Genomic DNA, 15919 nt, shown 5'->3' on the forward strand with positions numbered 1-15919 from the left:
CCGTCGGTGAACGGTACTAGACTTAAGGCTTGGTCGTGTAAGAACGTCTGTTTTTACAATTGGGTAGGCCTTTAGATGGTCGTTCCAACAACCGGAACTTGATAACGATGCGAAATAGATACTCAATCCACAAACTTTAGAACTTGTTTACTACGTTTGCGTGCTAATCGTCCTATTATTTTGAAGATTTCAGTCGAATTATTGATAATTTTGTCTTATAATGTATTTGGAGTTATAGCAATTCCATATTAGTGGTCAATATGAAATGGAGGAAGAATATGCACGTTCAGAAGAGATCAGTCAAAAAATGGCTAAGTATGTTAATGGTAGTTGCGCTATCATTTTCAATGTTTAGTTCGGTAGGAGCGGCTTCATCTAGTGATCTGGATGGTCACTGGGCAAAGGCTACTCTAATAAAATGGGTGGAGTCAGATTTAATAAAGGGCTATGAGGATGGCTCTATTAAACCGGATAAAGAGATTACGAGGGGAGAATTCGTTGCTCTGGTTAATCGTTCTTTTGGATTGCAGGAAGAGAATAAAGAGGTTTCATTCTCAGATGTACCCCAGGCACATTGGGTATATACACCTGTCTCTATAGCTGTTGAAGAGGGTTATGTTAGTGGTTACCCTGATCAAACCTTCAGACCTAGTCAGCCTGTAACTCGTGAACAGTCCGCACTGATGGTCAGCAAGCTGCTTAAATTGGGACAAGCTGCGTCAAGCGATAAAGAGCCATTTTCTGATATTCTGAACCTATCGACTTCCAGCCAGTCTGCGATTTTGTCCCTATATGAAAAAGGCATTATAAAAGGATATTCGGAGGACACATTTGGGCCAGAACAACCTTTGACAAGAGCTCAAGCAGTTACGATGTTGGACACGGCCTTGAATCAAACCGTTGTTTATGACAAAGCAGGCGAATACGGTCCAGAGTCCGATGTGGAGACGATCTACGGTCATGTCGTAGTCGCCGCTGCTGATGTTACATTAAAGAATGTAGTGGTAACCGGTAACTTGACAGTAGCCAAAGAGGTCGGAGATGGGGATGTACATTTCAAAGGTGTTCGCGTGAAAGGTGAAACCTTTGTTCAGGGTGGCGGAGAGAATTCCGTTCACTTCGAGGATTCCGTCATCCTTAGAATAACCGTAAATAAAACAGATGGTTCTGTCAGGGTGGTTGTGGCGGGGGCATCTACCATTCAGCATGTCCTCGTTCAATCGCCAGCGAAGCTGGAAGAGTCGTTTGTGACGGATACAGGATTCTCTAACGTTGATATTGGCAAGGAATTGCCATCAGGATCACAAGTTGAGCTGCTGGGGCAATTTGAGAATGTAAGTGTAATTTCTTCTAATATTAAGGTTAATATTCCAAAAGGCTCTGTTAATTCCCTTAATGTCCAAGCTGGGGCCAATGACAACAAGATTACGATTGATAAAGAAGCTTCTGTCTTGAAACTGATTTTGGATACGATAACTTCAATGCTGGGACAAGGTAAAATTGAAGATGCGGTCGTAAATAGAGGTGCTCAAGGCTCTAACTTCGAGACTCAGCCAAGCAAAGTAGACGGTGCAGGAGCTGTGCAACCAAGCGGTACGCCTGACCCGAATACAGGTGGCAGTACTGGACCGGTAGCTACTCCTAAGCCATCGCCGAGCACAAAGCCAAGCGAATCGCCAAGTGAATCGCCGAGCACAAAGCCAAGCGAATCGCCAAGTGAATCGCCGAGCACAAAGCCAAGCGAATCGCCAAGTGAATCGCCGAGCACAAAGCCAAGCGAATCGCCAAGTGAATCGCCGAGCACAAAGCCAAGCGAATCGCCAAGTGAATCGCCGAGCACAAAGCCAAGCGAATCGCCAAGTGAATCGCCGAGCACAAAGCCAAGCGAATCGCCAAGTGAATCGCCGAGCACAAAGCCAAGCGAATCACCAAGTGAATCGCCGAGCACAAAGCCAAGCGAATCACCAAGTGAATCGCCAAGCACAAAGCCAAGCGAATCACCAAGTGAATCGCCAAACCCGTCGCCAGAACCTTGTGGCAGTGATGAATGTAAAATGGCCGATCTTAAGGGCCTTGCGGTCGGTGACTTTACCCTGAATCAATTAGATTGGTCTTACAATCCCACCGGCATCTTGGGATTTGATCCTAATGTTTTCACATACAGTGTTGTTAATGATGTGGAAGCCCCAACAACATTTGAATTAAGTATAGTAAAGCCAGAGCTTGCTAATGCAACATATAATTACACTGTTACAGAGGGGAATAAAAAAACGTTTCGATATGGGGACTTTAAAAATGATGTTCTTGCTCTTGAGATCAAACCTCATCAAGACCTGAGAATTTCGATTACTGTTACTAGCGGCGATGGGAAACGCGACAAGTATTATTCAATTATTTTCTATCACCCAAGATCAATTCAAGAAGCTTTTAAAATCGAACGAAACAATTCCTATAATATCAATGCAGGCACATGGACAAATCAGTATGCTTTGCGCGGCATTATTGTAAACGGGATCAAATTGTTAGACACAGATTTAATCACGGTTTACCGATCTCAAGATGATCGAACAGTGATTGGTAGCGGCACATATAAGGTGGCACAATTGAACGAAAGTGAGTTATCGGTCGCTGAAAAGACGGGATCATTCTATGTAGAAGTAACCAGAGAGGATAGCGTTCTTGCTGAAGGGATTTATAACTATGATTTCACTCCGATCGAGAGAATAACGAAAGATGTGGGAATTAGTATTGTACCTTTCACGAAGCAAGAATTAATTGAAGAATTTATAAATAAACCTTATCTGTCCGATCCGCTTAGTAGTGGAGCAGTCTATTACTATGATTTTGATAAAATTAGAGAAGCATTGCCAAATGCCAAATATTATATGGATTCATTTCAAAGTCTATATGACGAAGTCAGTGATTTTCCTGATGCATATACTTTAGAACAAGTCAAACTTGGAGTAGTGGCGGATGGATTCTCGGGTCCTCCTCTTAGTAATTTAAGTGATATTCCGGAAGGAATGACCGGAACGCATGCTTGGAGGTATATCCACAATTTCCAAAGCGAATATGGTTCCAAAGAGATCTTAGATCAATTTATATCATTTATCTTCTTCGATGAAGAGTTTAATGCTATTGGATATATTATCATTCCAGTTACTTACGATGAAGACCATGTAGCGGATGGATACAAGCCGAAAAAAACATGGAAACCAACACCGTAGTTAAAAAGCTGGCCCTATGCGGGCCAGTTTTTTTATAGATGAAATTGCTGGCGTATACCGCCATAAGTCGACAACCAACCAGCGAGAAGGTATCATGGAAGAGGACTAATTGCCTTATAAACAGGCTTTGTTTTCCTTTGCTGCCGGTATAGTAGGGGAATAGGATCGCCTATGGTAAAATGGTATGGATATGAACATAGAGGTGAAATAATATGTGCGGTTTTGTCGGATATATAAAAGGAAAAAATACAATTGACCATTCAACGGTAATGGAACATATGCTTGAAACGATTATCCATCGCGGGCCGGATAGCGGCGGCGTGCATGAGGACGAGGACATCGTACTCGGCTTCCGCAGGCTCAGCATTATCGACTTGTCCACGGCGGCGAACCAGCCGCTGTATAGTGAGGACGGCAATATCGTGCTCGTCTTTAATGGAGAGATCTACAATTTCCAGGAGCTTCGCGAGGAATTGCAGGCGCAAGGCTACAACTTCCGCACATCCTCGGATAGCGAAGTGCTTATATATAGCTATCTCGCTTACGGTACAGAGATGATGCAGCGTCTGCGCGGCATGTTCGCGTTCTGTATCTGGGATAAGCGCAACGATACGACGTTTATCGCACGCGACGGCTTCGGCATCAAGCCGCTTTACTATACGCGCCATACCGTGGATAATACCTTCATCTTCGGCTCGGAGATCAAGTCGTTCCTGCCGCATCCTTCCTTCGTGAAGGAACTGAACAAGGACGCGCTTCGGCCATATCTGACATTCCAATATTCGGCGATGGACGAGACGTTCTTCAAGGGCGTGTACAAGCTGCCGCCAGCCCATTATATGATCATCAAGAACGGCGAGATCAAGATCGAGCAGTATTGGGACAAGGCGTTCCGCGAGGAAGAGAATACGCTTGAGCATTATGTGGAGGAGATCCACGAGACAATGAAGGAATCGGTAGCGACGCATAAAATCAGCGATGTGAAGGTTGGTTCCTTCCTGTCCGGCGGTATCGACTCCAGCTATATTACTTCGCTGCTGCGCCCGAACAAGTCATTCTCCGTCGGCTTCGCCGACTATGAGGCGATGTTCAACGAGACGAATCTGGCCAAGGATTTGTCCGAGCAGTTGAATGTGCAGAATGAACGCAAAATGGTGACAGCGGAAGAATGCTTTAACGCGCTTCCGACGATTCAGTATCATATGGACGAGCCACACTCCAATCTCTCGTCGCTGCCACTCTACTTCCTCGCGGAATTGGCGCGCAAGGACGTCACGGTCGTGTTGTCAGGCGAGGGCGCAGATGAGATCTTCGGCGGCTACCCATGGTACCAGAATTCACCGAAGATGGAGAAGTACGAGAAGCTTCCGTACGGCATCCGCCGTGCAGCTCACCATCTCGGGAAGAAGCTCCCGAAAAACCGGATTACGGAATTCATGGTCAAGGGTGGCCAGAAGGTGGAGGAGCGTTTCATCGGGGAGGCAGTTATCTTCAGCGAAGAGGATGCTCTGGGCGTCTTGACGCCTGATTTCCGCAAAGGACCTTCTGTATCCAGCATTACCGGCAAGGTGTATAACCGGGTGAAGGGCGCGGACGACGTGACGAAGATGCAATATCTCGATCTTCATTTGTGGCTCCCGGGCGATATCTTGCTTAAGGCGGACAAAATGAGCATGGCTCACTCTATCGAGCTGCGGGTGCCATTCCTGGACAAGCGGGTGATGGAGCTCGGCAAGAAGCTGCCGTCACGCTACCGGGTCAATGCAATCGATACGAAGTATGCGCTTCGTCAGGCAGCGCTCAAGGATCTGCCTGAGGAATGGGCGAACCGTCCGAAGCTGGGCTTCCCGGTGCCGGTCCGTCACTGGCTGCGCGAGGAGCGGTATTACAAGCTGGTGAAGGAGACCTTCTCCTCGGAATATGCCAAAGCTTTCTTCAATACCGAGGTATTGATGGGTTATCTGGATGAGCATTATCATGGCCGCAAGAACCGCGCGCGTTATGTGTGGACGACGTATGTATTTTTGGTATGGTATAAGCGATTTTTCATTGATATGTAGGAAATGGGGTTCGATCTCGTGGCAAAGCAGGATTTCATCCCGGTAATCTTGGGCACAGATATTAACGCGTACGGGATGGCGCGTTCCTTCCATATGGAATACGGCGTAACGAGCCGCTGCATCGGCAAGGGCCGTCTCTTCATGACGAACTTCTCCGATATTACGACGATTAAGGTCGTCGAGAACTTGGATGAGCCGGACGTTTTCGCGGATGCGATGATCGCATTCGCGAATGAGCTGAAGCAAGAGGCGGAGAAGCTTGTGCTGATTGCCAGCAGCGACAGCTATGCAGAGCTTGTTATCCGCAATCAGGACAAGCTGGCCGCCCATTATGAGCTGCCGTTCGTCGCGGAGAAGTGGATTGACGAGCTGCTGTACAAGGACCGTTTCTACGCGCTCTGCGAGCAATATGGCCTCGACTTCCCGTCCACCTATCTGGTGACGAGGGCGAACAAGGATAAGGTAGAACTGCCGTTCGACTTCCCAGTCGCATTGAAGCCGGCGGATAGCATCGCTTATCTGGAAGCTTCGTTCGAAGGCAAGAAGAAGGCTTATATTATAAAAGACCAGTCGGAGCTGGAACGCACGCTGGAGGCGATTTACGGCTCGTCATATACTGGAACGATGATTGTGCAGGACTTTATTCCAGGCGATGATTCTCATATGCGCGTATTGAACGCCTATTCGGACCAGAACGGCAAAGTTCGCCTTATGTGTCTCGGAAGGCCGCTGCTGGAGGATTGTACGCCATCTCTGGTAGGCAACTACGTGGCTATCGTCAACGAGTACAACGAGGATATCTACAAGCAGTACCAGCAATTCCTTGAAGCGATCGGCTATACAGGGCTTGCCAACTTTGATATGAAGTATGATGCGAGAGACGGCAAGTACAAAATCTTCGAGATTAACCTTCGCCAAGGCCGAAGCAGCTTCTTCACAACAGGAAGCGGGTACAATTTGGCCAAGTTTATAGTAGACAGCCTTGTCTACGGCAAGCATGAGCCTGCGGTCTATGCGAAGACGGAGCATCTGTGGCTTGGCGTGCCGAAAGAAGTGGCGCTGACGTATACGGAGGACAAGGAGGCTGTCATCTATATGAAACGGCTGATCAAGGAGAAGAAGTACTGCATGACGCTTCAATATGATGCCGATAAAGCGATTAAGCGCTGGTGGCATGTCCGCAAGTATTATAAAAGCTACGAAGACCGGTACAAGCAATTTTACGAGCAGAAAGGAAGTTTGTAATGCCGATCGTAGACATCACGAATGAAACCGAGCTTGCGCGCTACGAGCGTTTCCTGCGCAATTCTCCGTTCGCGACCGCCACGCAGGATACAGGCTGGTCCGAGGTCAAGAACAATTGGATTCCTCTATACGTCTACCTGGAGGAAGCGGGCGAGATCATCGCTGCGATGTCGGTGCTGATGGTCAATGCGGTAGGCGAGCAGAAGCTTGCGTATTGCTGCAAAGGGCCTGTATGTAACCCGAGAGATACAGCGCTCGTAGACCGCCTGATACAGGAAGCCGAGGCGGCTGCGCGCGATCATCAAGCCTTCGTGCTGCGGATCGATCCGGAGACGGCTTATGACGAAGAACTGCATAAGCAATATGCGGAGCTGGGTTATGTGCTGCGCAACCGCAATGTATCCTCCAAGGATACGACGCAGCCGCGCTACAACATGGTGCTTGATCTGATGGGCAAGACGGAGCAGGAGCTGCTGGAGAGTTTTCATTCCAAGACGCGCTACAATATCCGCCTGTCGGAACGCAAAGGTGTGACGACCCGTTACAGCACCGAATCTTCCGATCTGGAGCTGTTCCATCAGTTGTATGTGGTCATGAGCAACCGGCATGGCATCTCGTACCGTCCGTATAACTATTTTGCAAGAATGCTGGAAGCGTATAAGGATTACACGCGCGTCTATCTGGCGGAGCATGAAGGGGATACCATTGCCGCCGCGGTCGCGATCAGCTATGGAGACAAAACCTGGTATATCTATGGGGCAAGCGCCAATGAAAAACGCAACTTGATGGCCCCTCATTTGCTGCAATGGGAAATGATCAAGTGGGCGGTAGAGCAAGGAAAGGCTCGTTATGACTTCGGCGGCGTATTCAAGCTCGATCAATCGGACGGTCTGTACCGGTTCAAGGAAGGATTCTGTCATCCGGATCGTTACTCGGAGTACATTGGCGAGATTGATCGAGTATTGAACGAAGAAGCTTATCGGACGTTTATTAGCAAGTAGCACTAATTCAAAAAACATTATAGACATAAAGCATGGAGGTACAGACGATTGAAGAGGCTTTTATTGATTGCTATGACGGCAGGATTGGTGGTTCTGGTCGTCCTGATTGGGAAGAGCGGGTTCCAATGGGGGAGCGACGGAGCCAGCAAGCCAGGCACGAATGACGGCAAGCAAGCGGAGAGCACTCCGGCAGTTGTCGAGAAGGTCAAGCAGGGGGTCATCACGATTGTTCATAATGACGGCACCACGACCCTGCCGATCAAAGGTACGGAATTTACAATCGTGAACGGCACGACGGATGCCGTCATCGAGAAGGTGACGACGGATGCAGATGGTAGAGCTGTATCTTCCAAGCTGGATTACGGCACCAATTATTTGATTAAGCAAAGCAAGATTATGGAACCGTTCGAGCTGGATAATCAAGCTGTAGGCGGCGCTGTTAATCAGGAGAATCGGGAGGTTACCTTCTCTAGCACCATACCGGCTTATGTAAAAGGCTACGAGTGGACGGAGAATGGAGAGCTGGATGTATCCGAGATCTACATCGACGTTCCACTGGTGATGCAGAAGCCTGAGCTGCCGAACGGCTGTGAGATTACGTCACTGACCAGCGTGCTGAACGGCTTGGGCTACGATCTGACCAAAGAAGTGATGGCGGACGAGTATTTGCCGAAAGAGCCTTTCTATCGCAAGGATGGCAAGCTGTTCGGAGCTAACCCGAATAAGGCGTATGCCGGCAATCCACGCGATCAGATCGCATGGTTCTCGTATGCGCCGCCGATTATCGATGCGGCCAATAAAGTATTCGATGAATTCGGAGGCGATTACACGCCTGTCGACATTAGCGGCAGCACGCGGGAAGAAATCTACGCCGAGCTCGATCGCGGCAATCCGGTTGTCATCTGGGTGACGCTTGATCTGTCGCCGCCGAAGATTACGTCCTCCTGGTATTTCAGCGATACGGGCGAGCTGTTCAAAGCGCCGGTCAATCTGCATTGCGTTGTGCTGAATGGCTATGGCCCTGGCAACCGGGTGCATGTCATGAATCCGTTGGAAGGCCAAGTCACATACGACGCGGATGAGTTTTTTGCTTCATACGATGCACTGGGCACTCATGCCTTGGTTATTCATTAATACGGGTTATCATTAGAAATCATCAGCTTTATATGAGATCAAAAAAACCTCTTGCAGCCTGTCTATGGAGACAGAATGCAGGAGGTTTTTGGCGTACGAGGAGCAAAGAGTATTTTCCTCTAATTATGAATTAATTCGCAGATTTAGGCGTCCGTCCTGACAATGTGATGGAGCGCTCGACGAGCACCTGCATCGCATCGATTACGCCCTCAGCGTAAGCCGGTCCAAGCGTAATGCAGGACAGCTCCGTGCATGCCAGAATAACGCAAGCGCAGCCATGCTCCGTACGCAGCTCGTCTATCTGCGCCTGAAGCTCCTCCGGTGAGAAGTCCATATCGCGTTTGACGTTGGAGTAGATAATCTTCATCGTCTGCGCTTGCATCGCTTCATTCGGGAGATGCAGATCGATGCCGTATTTCTGGCAGGCTTTGGCATAGACTCCGGTCTTCATGGTGCCGGATGTCGCCAGCACGCCAACCTTGATGCCGGCTCCGTACCGATCATGGACAAGACGGAGCGTCTCGTCCACCATATGGATGATCGGGATCGTCGTCATAGCCTGCATATCGTCGTAGAAATAATGGGACGTATTGCACGGAATAGCGATATGCGCCACGCCTGCATGCTCCAATAGCCTCAAGTCCCTGGCGACCTCCGAAAGGAAGCGCTGTTCTGTTCCCTCCATAATGACCGTGGTGCGGTCCGGAATGGTCGCGTGATTCAATATCAACATATCGACATGCTCCTGGTCGCATTGTGCGACGGTATTCTCGATAATCTTATCGAAGAAGACTGCCGTCGCTTTCGGTCCCATGCCGCCGATTACGCCTAAGCTTTTCTGATCCATGATCAAACCTTCTTTGAAGTTGAATTAGTATGTTCAGCCATGATTTCGCCCACGATTTCCGCTTCATTGAACGGGATTTCCGTCTTGCCGATAATTTGCGTTGTTTCGTGACCTTTGCCCGCAATCAGAATAACGTCACCCTGTCGGCTTATCTCAATGGCATATCGAATCGCTTCTCTGCGGTCTACGATGCCGGTGAATTGCCCACCAGCGGCCTTCACTGCAGCGGATACTTCTTCGATGATCGCATCAGGATCCTGGTCCTTCGGATTATCGGTTGTCACAACACAGAAGTCGGCATGTTCGGCTGCAATCTTGCCCATCGCCTCGCGCTTGCCGCTGCCGAGCTGGCCTGGTGCGGCGTAGACGCCGAATACGAGGATAAGGCGCCCTTTGGTGAACGGACGCAGCGTAGACAACGCCTTCTCCAGACTGTCTTCCGTATGGGCGAAGTCAACGATGATTCGCCGGTCTTCATCCTGGTAGACGACCTCCAGCCGGCCTTTGATGCTCTCTACGGCGCGAATACCCGCAGCAATCGGCTCCAAGTCAATACCGCTGCAATAGGCGCAAGCGATCGCTGCCAAGCTGTTATAGACGTAGATGAGACCCGGCAAATTGACACGTATATCCACGCGGCCTGTTGGCGTATGGGCGACATACGACGTGTAGTCGGGACCATATCGGATATCTGTGGCATAGATAGAGGCTTCATCCGTGACGCCATAGGTCACAAGCTTGGCGTCGTAGCCGGCTACTTTGCGGGCGAGCTTGCGACCGAATTCATCATCCAAATTAATAATGTTATAATCGGTCGTCAGATCAAAGAGCATCGATTTGGCTTCAAAATATTCTTCCATCGTCCGGTGCAGCTCCAGATGATCAGGCGTCAGATTCGTGAAGACGCCGATCTTGAACGTGGAAGCTGCGGCACGGTGAAGACTTAGTGCATGGGAGGATACCTCCATCACACAATCTTGTACGCCCAGCTCGACCATGTCTGCGAACATATGCTGGAGATGAAGCGATTCCGGTGTAGTCGGCGTTGTAGATTTTGTCTTCAGCGACTGATTGCCGGCCAAGGCGCCAATCGTGCCGATGACACCTGTTGTATGTCCGGTTTGCTCCAGGATGGACTTAATGAAATAAGTGGTGGACGTCTTGCCGTTGGTTCCGGTAATGCCGATCAGATTCAGCTTCTCGGACGGATGCCCGTAGAAGCGGGCCGAGACCAGCGCCAGCGCCTTGCGGGTATCCGCAGTCTTCACCACAGTGACCGGGTCTCCTAGCGCGGTGTCCTTCTCTACGAGAACAGCGGCGGCTCCAAGGTCAATGGCTTTTTGTATATAGTGATGTCCGTCTTGCGTAAACCCGGTCACGGCAACGAACAGACTTCCTTTCGTCACTTCCCGCGAGTCAAACGCGATGCCAGTAATATTGAGATGCAAGTCGCCTTGCAGGGTTATGCAATCAAGATCTTCAATCAAGGAAGCCAGCAGCATGCTATCCGCCCCATTCTTATAAACTATCTTCTTCGAAATCTGCTCCACATCTTGCCCAGCGTCATTGTCGCGAAGGCCAGACCCGGCCTGGGATCGCTCCAGGACCAGATCGCATAAGCTTTTGGCTTCAGCAGCGACCGGAGCACTTGCCCTATGGTCAATTGTTTGGTTCTTATGTAGTCGCGAATCGCCAGCATATCCTCATAGCCGTACCAGAATACCCGGTTCATATCCTTCGTAACGGCATGCGGTTCTACGGGGGTGCCTGTCAGCTCACGGTAAGTCACATAGGGGAAGTTAATGCCGACTTGCCGCAACAGCTCGTTCAAGTTGGTCATTCGCACATTCACTTCGATTAAATAATAGGCGCCGGTCTGGGCGTCCTTCTTGAATTCAATTTCCGCAAAGCCCTTCCAGCCGATATTCTCTAGAAAGGCTCCGCCAATCTGGCGAAGCTCCGGCACATATTTTTGACCGGTGTAGACGGATGCGCCGAAGTTTATGGGGAACTGCCGATATTTCTGACAGGTGACCCAGTGGGTGATGTTGGACTTCTGATTCAGATAAGCGTCAAAGGTATACATATGATCATCGAATCCGGGAATAATCCGCTGCACCACAACCTCGAGGTCTTCTTCCTGCACCTTGGACAGCGCCTCTTGCAGCTCAGCTTGGTTATTCACCTTAAATATCTTGCGGCGGAATACGGCGACAAATGAAGGCGAATCCGTCGGCTTGACGATGCAAGGGTACCCCAGCTCGGACTCGACTCGCTCCAGAAAGCCGTCATCGCTTGGACTTAGAGTCTCCGGTACGTTCACGCCATACTGCTGCGCCATGCGGTGAAGCGACTCCTTGTTCATCACTTTCGTATACAGCCCTTGCTCGGTCTGAGGAATCCGATACAGCTCGCGAAGCTCCTCCAGGTGTTCGTCAATGACCTCCACATAGGAGTCGTGGCAAGGAATAAGGACAGGAGGCTCTTGCTGTCTGCGGCCATAATCCTTCAAAAACGTAAGGAAGGCTTCTTTCTCCTTCTTATAATGCGGTGCAATCAAGCGTTCCGACGTATATTTGGACAGCGCGCCATAGGCGCGTTCCTCTGAATAATCCACAGCTACAGTATGTATGCCGAATTGGCCCAAACAGCGGAGGGCACTTAAGCCGATATAATAGTTGCACCCAAGAATAACTGCTTTCGCGCACATTATAATCAACCCGCTATTCTATAGTGGTATGAAGTCATTTTACTGTATCGCTTTCTAGATTACAATTGGCAGCCAGCTGGTGATGGAGGGCTTGCAACCCTACCGGGACTACAGTACTATAAAATGGAACCATTAGCCTTTATTTGTCGAATAATGCCTAAAAATTGTAGTCATCCGTCGACATGTTTTTACAAACACTTCGATTTTCACGGAGTATAATGGAACTATTGCCACATGATTACTAGATAAGGAGTGTGCCTCGAAGCGACCATGGATAAAAATCACTTGCTTAGACAGTTGCAATCGCTTCGGCAAAAGCTTCATGAGATCGCCGAAGTGCGAGGCAGTTTGACCGATCCGGCCGTCCTGGCAATTAGCGAGGAAGCGGATCAGCTAATTGTTGCGCTCCAACATATCCAGCGGACAGAATTCGAATTGACTGCCGCACATCGAGAAAAAAATAGATAAGCGTTATCGGCCGCGGAGTCGACGAAAGAACTGGGTAAGCAGCCCAGCGCATTCCGATTGAAGGACGCCGCTTGTGAGCTCCGTTTCGTGATTGAAACGGGGCTCTTGTAGTAGGTTCATGAGCGTTCCGGCACACCCTGCCTTGGGGTCTACCGTGCCATATACGACCCGTTTCACCCGAGACTGTACGATTGCCCCGGCGCACATGGGACAAGGCTCCAGCGTGACATATAGTGTGCAATCAAGCAGGCGCCATGCTTCGATCCGGTCACAGGCATCCCTGATGGCTACCAGTTCGGCATGCGCGGTAGGATCATGAAGGGTTTCGCGCAAATTATGGCCGCGGCCAATGATCTCATCGCCGCGTACAATGACGGCTCCGATCGGTACTTCGCCAATCTGTTCGGCTTTCTGGGCTTCGGCGATCGCTTCAAGCATCCAACGACGATCTTCTTCTTCTCTCTTCATGATGAACTAGACTCCTTGTTCTATCTTTGTGATTTATTCAACGAACAAATATTCCGTTGTTAACATACTGTTGATAAAATTGTGGATAACTTTTTTGATATTCACATAATTACTCACAATTCATCCACTGCTGTGCATAACTTCTGTTGACTATGTGTATGGAATGTGAATAGTCATTTGGATCTATGTCCAACCGATCATCTCGCCAAAAGGGTGTGTCGTTCATTGTCGATTAAGACGAAGCTGTCCCTTGTTATTTCGCTCATGTTGTTCGCTGTAGTCATTCTATACCATCTATTAAGCGAATATTCGATGGTCAAAGGAATAAAGGGCTTGATGGTTGATTCCATGGAGAGCACGTCTGTCCAGGCCGCCGAGTATATTGCGACTTACGAGGAATCGGGTGCCGGGAATGAGAGCGGCTCATCGCGTGCACCTGCATTCTTCTTCAATATGCTTCATACCATCAATCCCTACATTAAGGAAACTACGATATTCGACAAGGAAACCGGTCGTATCGTATATGGTACCTATACGTATCTTGATGCTAACAACGATCCGCAGTTTGTGCAAGCATCGGAGCCGGGCAGCTACGTCTTGCGTGACTTGACGTTTGATGGACATGAATATTTAAGAAGCTTCTATATGAGCGAGAAGCTGAGCAATTATGTGGTCAGTATTGTATACGATCGTGCCAGCATTACGACATTGGTGGAGATGAAGCGTGACTATACGTTAATGTATACCGGCCTCTTCCTGCTGCTTATGATTGTGGTAATCTACTGGCTGGTCGGCATCATGATTCGTCCGCTGAAGGATATTTTGTGGAAGGTTAACGAGGTTTCATCCGTCCGTTTCCATAAGCCGATACAGATTAAGCGCAAAGACGAATTCGGCTTGCTCGCGCTCAAGATTAACGCGATGTCCCAGAATCTGAGCATCTACATGAACAAGCTGCGCAAGGCCTTTGAAGAAAACCGCAGAATGAAGGAGCATTTGGAATCATTCATTAATCACTCGAATGATGCGATCCATCTGATGGATCTGGAGGGCAAGGTTATTCAGGTCAATCGTGCGTTCGAGCAGTTGTTCGGCTACGAGGAAGCCGAAGTGCTGGGCAAGAGGTATCCGACGATTCCCGAGACGCATCGCATGGAGAAGCGCCAGATGATCGGATTGCTTCTGGCGGGCAAGAAGCTTCCGGCGCAGGAGACAGTCCGCGTCACAAGAACGGGCGAGGTCATACCGGTCAGCGTAACCGTATCACCTATCCGCGATTCGGACGGCACGATCCGCGCCTTTGCCAGCACCTGCAGGGATATGCGCAGCCGGAACCGCATGGAAGAGCTGCTCAGACGCTCTGAGAAGCTGACAACAGTCGGGCAGCTGGCTGCGGGTGTCGCTCATGAGATTCGCAATCCGCTTACTACGCTTAGAGGATTTCTGCAGCTGCAGCTCCAGAGCAAGTCGTTGAACTTATCCCATGTTACCTTGATGCTGTCGGAGCTGGATCGGATTAATCTAATCGTAGGCGAGTTTCTTATATTGGCCAAGCCACAGGCGACCAAGTTTGTATCGAAGGATGTCCGGGATGTGCTTCAGGACGTGCTGCGCTTCCTGGATAGCGAAGCTCATCTGCATAATATCGTGTTCCGTACCGTGATTACCGAAGAGCCTTGTTTAATCTCCTGCGAGGAGAACCAATTGAAGCAAGTGTTTATCAATCTATTGAAGAACGGCATCGAGGCGATGCCTCAGGGCGGGCCGATCCATATCTCGATACAGAAGAAAAGCGGCAGCATTGCCATCTCGATTACGGACGAAGGCGTCGGCATACCGGAGGAGATGATCTCCAAGATCGGCGATCCGTTCTTTACGGGCAAGGAGACAGGAACGGGACTCGGTATTATGGTGAGCCAGAGAATTATTAACAGCCATCAAGGCACGCTTGATATTCAGAGCCAAGTCAATGTAGGGACATCCGTCAAAGTTACATTGCCGGCTTTGAAAGGGGAAGGGAAGGGAGATATACTGGAGTGAGACACTATCGTCAAGGGAGCTGAGAAAAGCGAGTGGAACGAAGGGCAGTCATCGCAGGCGCGACGGGCTTGGTGGGCGGAGAATTGGTCAAGCTGCTGCTGAGCCGCGAGGATTATAGCTGCGTAACCGTGCTGGTCCGGCGCAAGCTGCCGATGGAGCATGAGCGGCTGGAGCAGCTGGTTGTCGATTATGAGCGGCTGGAAGAGCTGCCGGGTCATCTGTTCGAGAACAGCGATGTGTATTGCGCGCTTGGAACGACGAGGAAGAAGGCTGGCTCCAAAGAGCAATTCGAAAGGGTGGACTATGGTTACCCGATGGCACTTGGACGCTTGGCGAAGCGTAATGATGCAGCCCGGATGCTGATTGTAACGGCCATGGGCTCGGACGAAGCTTCGATCTTCTTTTACAGCAAGGTCAAAGGAAAAGTGGAGAAGGAGTTGCAGCAGCTGCAATTGCGCAGATTGCATATCTTCAGGCCTTCACTCATTCTGGGAGACAGACAGGAACATCGGTTGGGAGAAGCGGCTGCTGCCAGGCTATATGCTATGTTTCCTTTCTTGTTCGGGGGAGTGAAGAGCAAATACCGGCCTATAACTGCGCGTGAGATAGCTGAGGGAATGCTGAGCACGGCGTTGACCGAAGATGCGTCAGAGACCGTCATTCCATCGCATATGATCGCGGAGAAGGCTAGACGGTTGCGCGAGAGATCTTGATCGTGT

Annotated in this window: 12 protein-coding genes; 8 read left to right on the plus strand and 4 right to left on the minus strand. The window is 49.7% G+C overall.

Annotated elements, in window-relative coordinates:
• The first annotated feature begins 278 nt into the window (after nucleotides 1–278).
• From D3P07_RS20195 to D3P07_RS20215, 5 genes are all read left to right on the plus strand, one after another.
• The gene (locus D3P07_RS20195) at nucleotides 279–3227 is read left to right on the plus strand and encodes an S-layer homology domain-containing protein (RefSeq protein ID WP_182914427.1); all 2949 of its coding nucleotides are present in this window, start codon (nucleotides 279–281) and stop codon (nucleotides 3225–3227) included.
• Between the two features lie 212 nt (nucleotides 3228–3439).
• A complete protein-coding gene (gene asnB / locus D3P07_RS20200) occupies nucleotides 3440–5287 on the plus strand; it encodes an asparagine synthase (glutamine-hydrolyzing) (protein ID WP_119802072.1) in 1848 nt (615 codons plus the stop codon).
• Between the two features lie 18 nt (nucleotides 5288–5305).
• Nucleotides 5306–6532, plus strand: coding sequence for a carboxylate--amine ligase (locus D3P07_RS20205; RefSeq protein ID WP_119802073.1), 1227 nt, complete (start codon nucleotides 5306–5308; stop codon nucleotides 6530–6532).
• Nucleotides 6532–7533, plus strand: a complete 1002-nt coding sequence (locus tag D3P07_RS20210; RefSeq protein WP_119802074.1) for a lipid II:glycine glycyltransferase FemX — start codon at nucleotides 6532–6534, stop codon at nucleotides 7531–7533. Before D3P07_RS20205 ends, D3P07_RS20210 begins: the two co-directional genes overlap by 1 nt.
• A gap of 48 nt (nucleotides 7534–7581) precedes the next feature.
• A complete protein-coding gene (locus D3P07_RS20215) occupies nucleotides 7582–8667 on the plus strand; it encodes a C39 family peptidase (protein WP_119802075.1) in 1086 nt (361 codons plus the stop codon).
• A 130-nt stretch (nucleotides 8668–8797) separates the two neighbouring features.
• Here the strand turns inward: D3P07_RS20215 and cuyB are convergent, their stop codons facing one another.
• From cuyB to D3P07_RS20230, 3 genes are read right to left on the minus strand one after another with little or no spacing between them, the layout of a single operon-like run.
• Nucleotides 8798–9514: a cysteate racemase gene (cuyB, locus tag D3P07_RS20220; protein WP_119802076.1), complete on the minus strand. Its 717-nt coding sequence runs from the start codon at nucleotides 9512–9514 to the stop codon at nucleotides 8798–8800.
• 2 nt (nucleotides 9515–9516) lie between these two features.
• Nucleotides 9517–11016: a UDP-N-acetylmuramoyl-L-alanyl-D-glutamate--2,6-diaminopimelate ligase gene (locus D3P07_RS20225; RefSeq protein ID WP_119802077.1), complete on the minus strand. Its 1500-nt coding sequence runs from the start codon at nucleotides 11014–11016 to the stop codon at nucleotides 9517–9519.
• Nucleotides 11017–11039: 23 nt separating this feature from the next.
• Nucleotides 11040–12224, minus strand: a complete 1185-nt coding sequence (locus D3P07_RS20230; RefSeq protein WP_119802078.1) for a carboxylate--amine ligase — start codon at nucleotides 12222–12224, stop codon at nucleotides 11040–11042.
• Nucleotides 12225–12509: 285 nt separating this feature from the next.
• Here D3P07_RS20230 and D3P07_RS20235 point away from each other — a divergent pair, with 285 nt between their 5' ends.
• Nucleotides 12510–12692, plus strand: a complete 183-nt coding sequence (locus D3P07_RS20235) for an aspartyl-phosphate phosphatase Spo0E family protein (RefSeq protein WP_259391613.1) — start codon at nucleotides 12510–12512, stop codon at nucleotides 12690–12692.
• A gap of 3 nt (nucleotides 12693–12695) precedes the next feature.
• Here D3P07_RS20235 and tadA read toward each other — a convergent pair whose 3' ends face one another.
• Nucleotides 12696–13160: a tRNA adenosine(34) deaminase TadA gene (gene tadA, locus D3P07_RS20240; protein ID WP_119802080.1), complete on the minus strand. Its 465-nt coding sequence runs from the start codon at nucleotides 13158–13160 to the stop codon at nucleotides 12696–12698.
• A gap of 225 nt (nucleotides 13161–13385) precedes the next feature.
• On the opposite strand from tadA, the gene D3P07_RS20245 reads away from it, so the two are divergent.
• Together D3P07_RS20245 and D3P07_RS20250 are read left to right on the plus strand one after the other, a co-directional pair.
• Nucleotides 13386–15200, plus strand: a complete 1815-nt coding sequence (locus D3P07_RS20245) for a PAS domain S-box protein (RefSeq protein WP_259391614.1) — start codon at nucleotides 13386–13388, stop codon at nucleotides 15198–15200.
• Nucleotides 15201–15232: 32 nt separating this feature from the next.
• Entirely contained in the window at nucleotides 15233–15913 is a 681-nt protein-coding gene (locus D3P07_RS20250; RefSeq protein WP_119802081.1) for an NAD(P)H-binding protein, read from the plus strand.
• Nucleotides 15914–15919: the final 6 nt, after the last annotated feature.

Source organism: Paenibacillus sp. 1011MAR3C5, assembly GCF_003591485.1.
Taxonomy (GTDB): Bacteria; Bacillota; Bacilli; order Paenibacillales; family Paenibacillaceae; genus Pristimantibacillus.

Coding starts and splice junctions, on each gene's coding strand:
- D3P07_RS20195 (WP_182914427.1), top strand. CDS start 279: ATGCACGTTCAGAAGAGATCAGTCAAAAAATGGCTAAGTATGTTAATG.
- asnB (WP_119802072.1), top strand. CDS start 3,440: ATGTGCGGTTTTGTCGGATATATAAAAGGAAAAAATACAATTGACCAT.
- D3P07_RS20210 (WP_119802074.1), top strand. CDS start 6,532: ATGCCGATCGTAGACATCACGAATGAAACCGAGCTTGCGCGCTACGAG.
- cuyB (WP_119802076.1), bottom strand. CDS start 9,514: ATGGATCAGAAAAGCTTAGGCGTAATCGGCGGCATGGGACCGAAAGCG.
- D3P07_RS20225 (WP_119802077.1), bottom strand. CDS start 11,016: ATGCTGCTGGCTTCCTTGATTGAAGATCTTGATTGCATAACCCTGCAA.
- D3P07_RS20230 (WP_119802078.1), bottom strand. CDS start 12,224: ATGTGCGCGAAAGCAGTTATTCTTGGGTGCAACTATTATATCGGCTTA.
- tadA (WP_119802080.1), bottom strand. CDS start 13,160: ATGAAGAGAGAAGAAGAAGATCGTCGTTGGATGCTTGAAGCGATCGCC.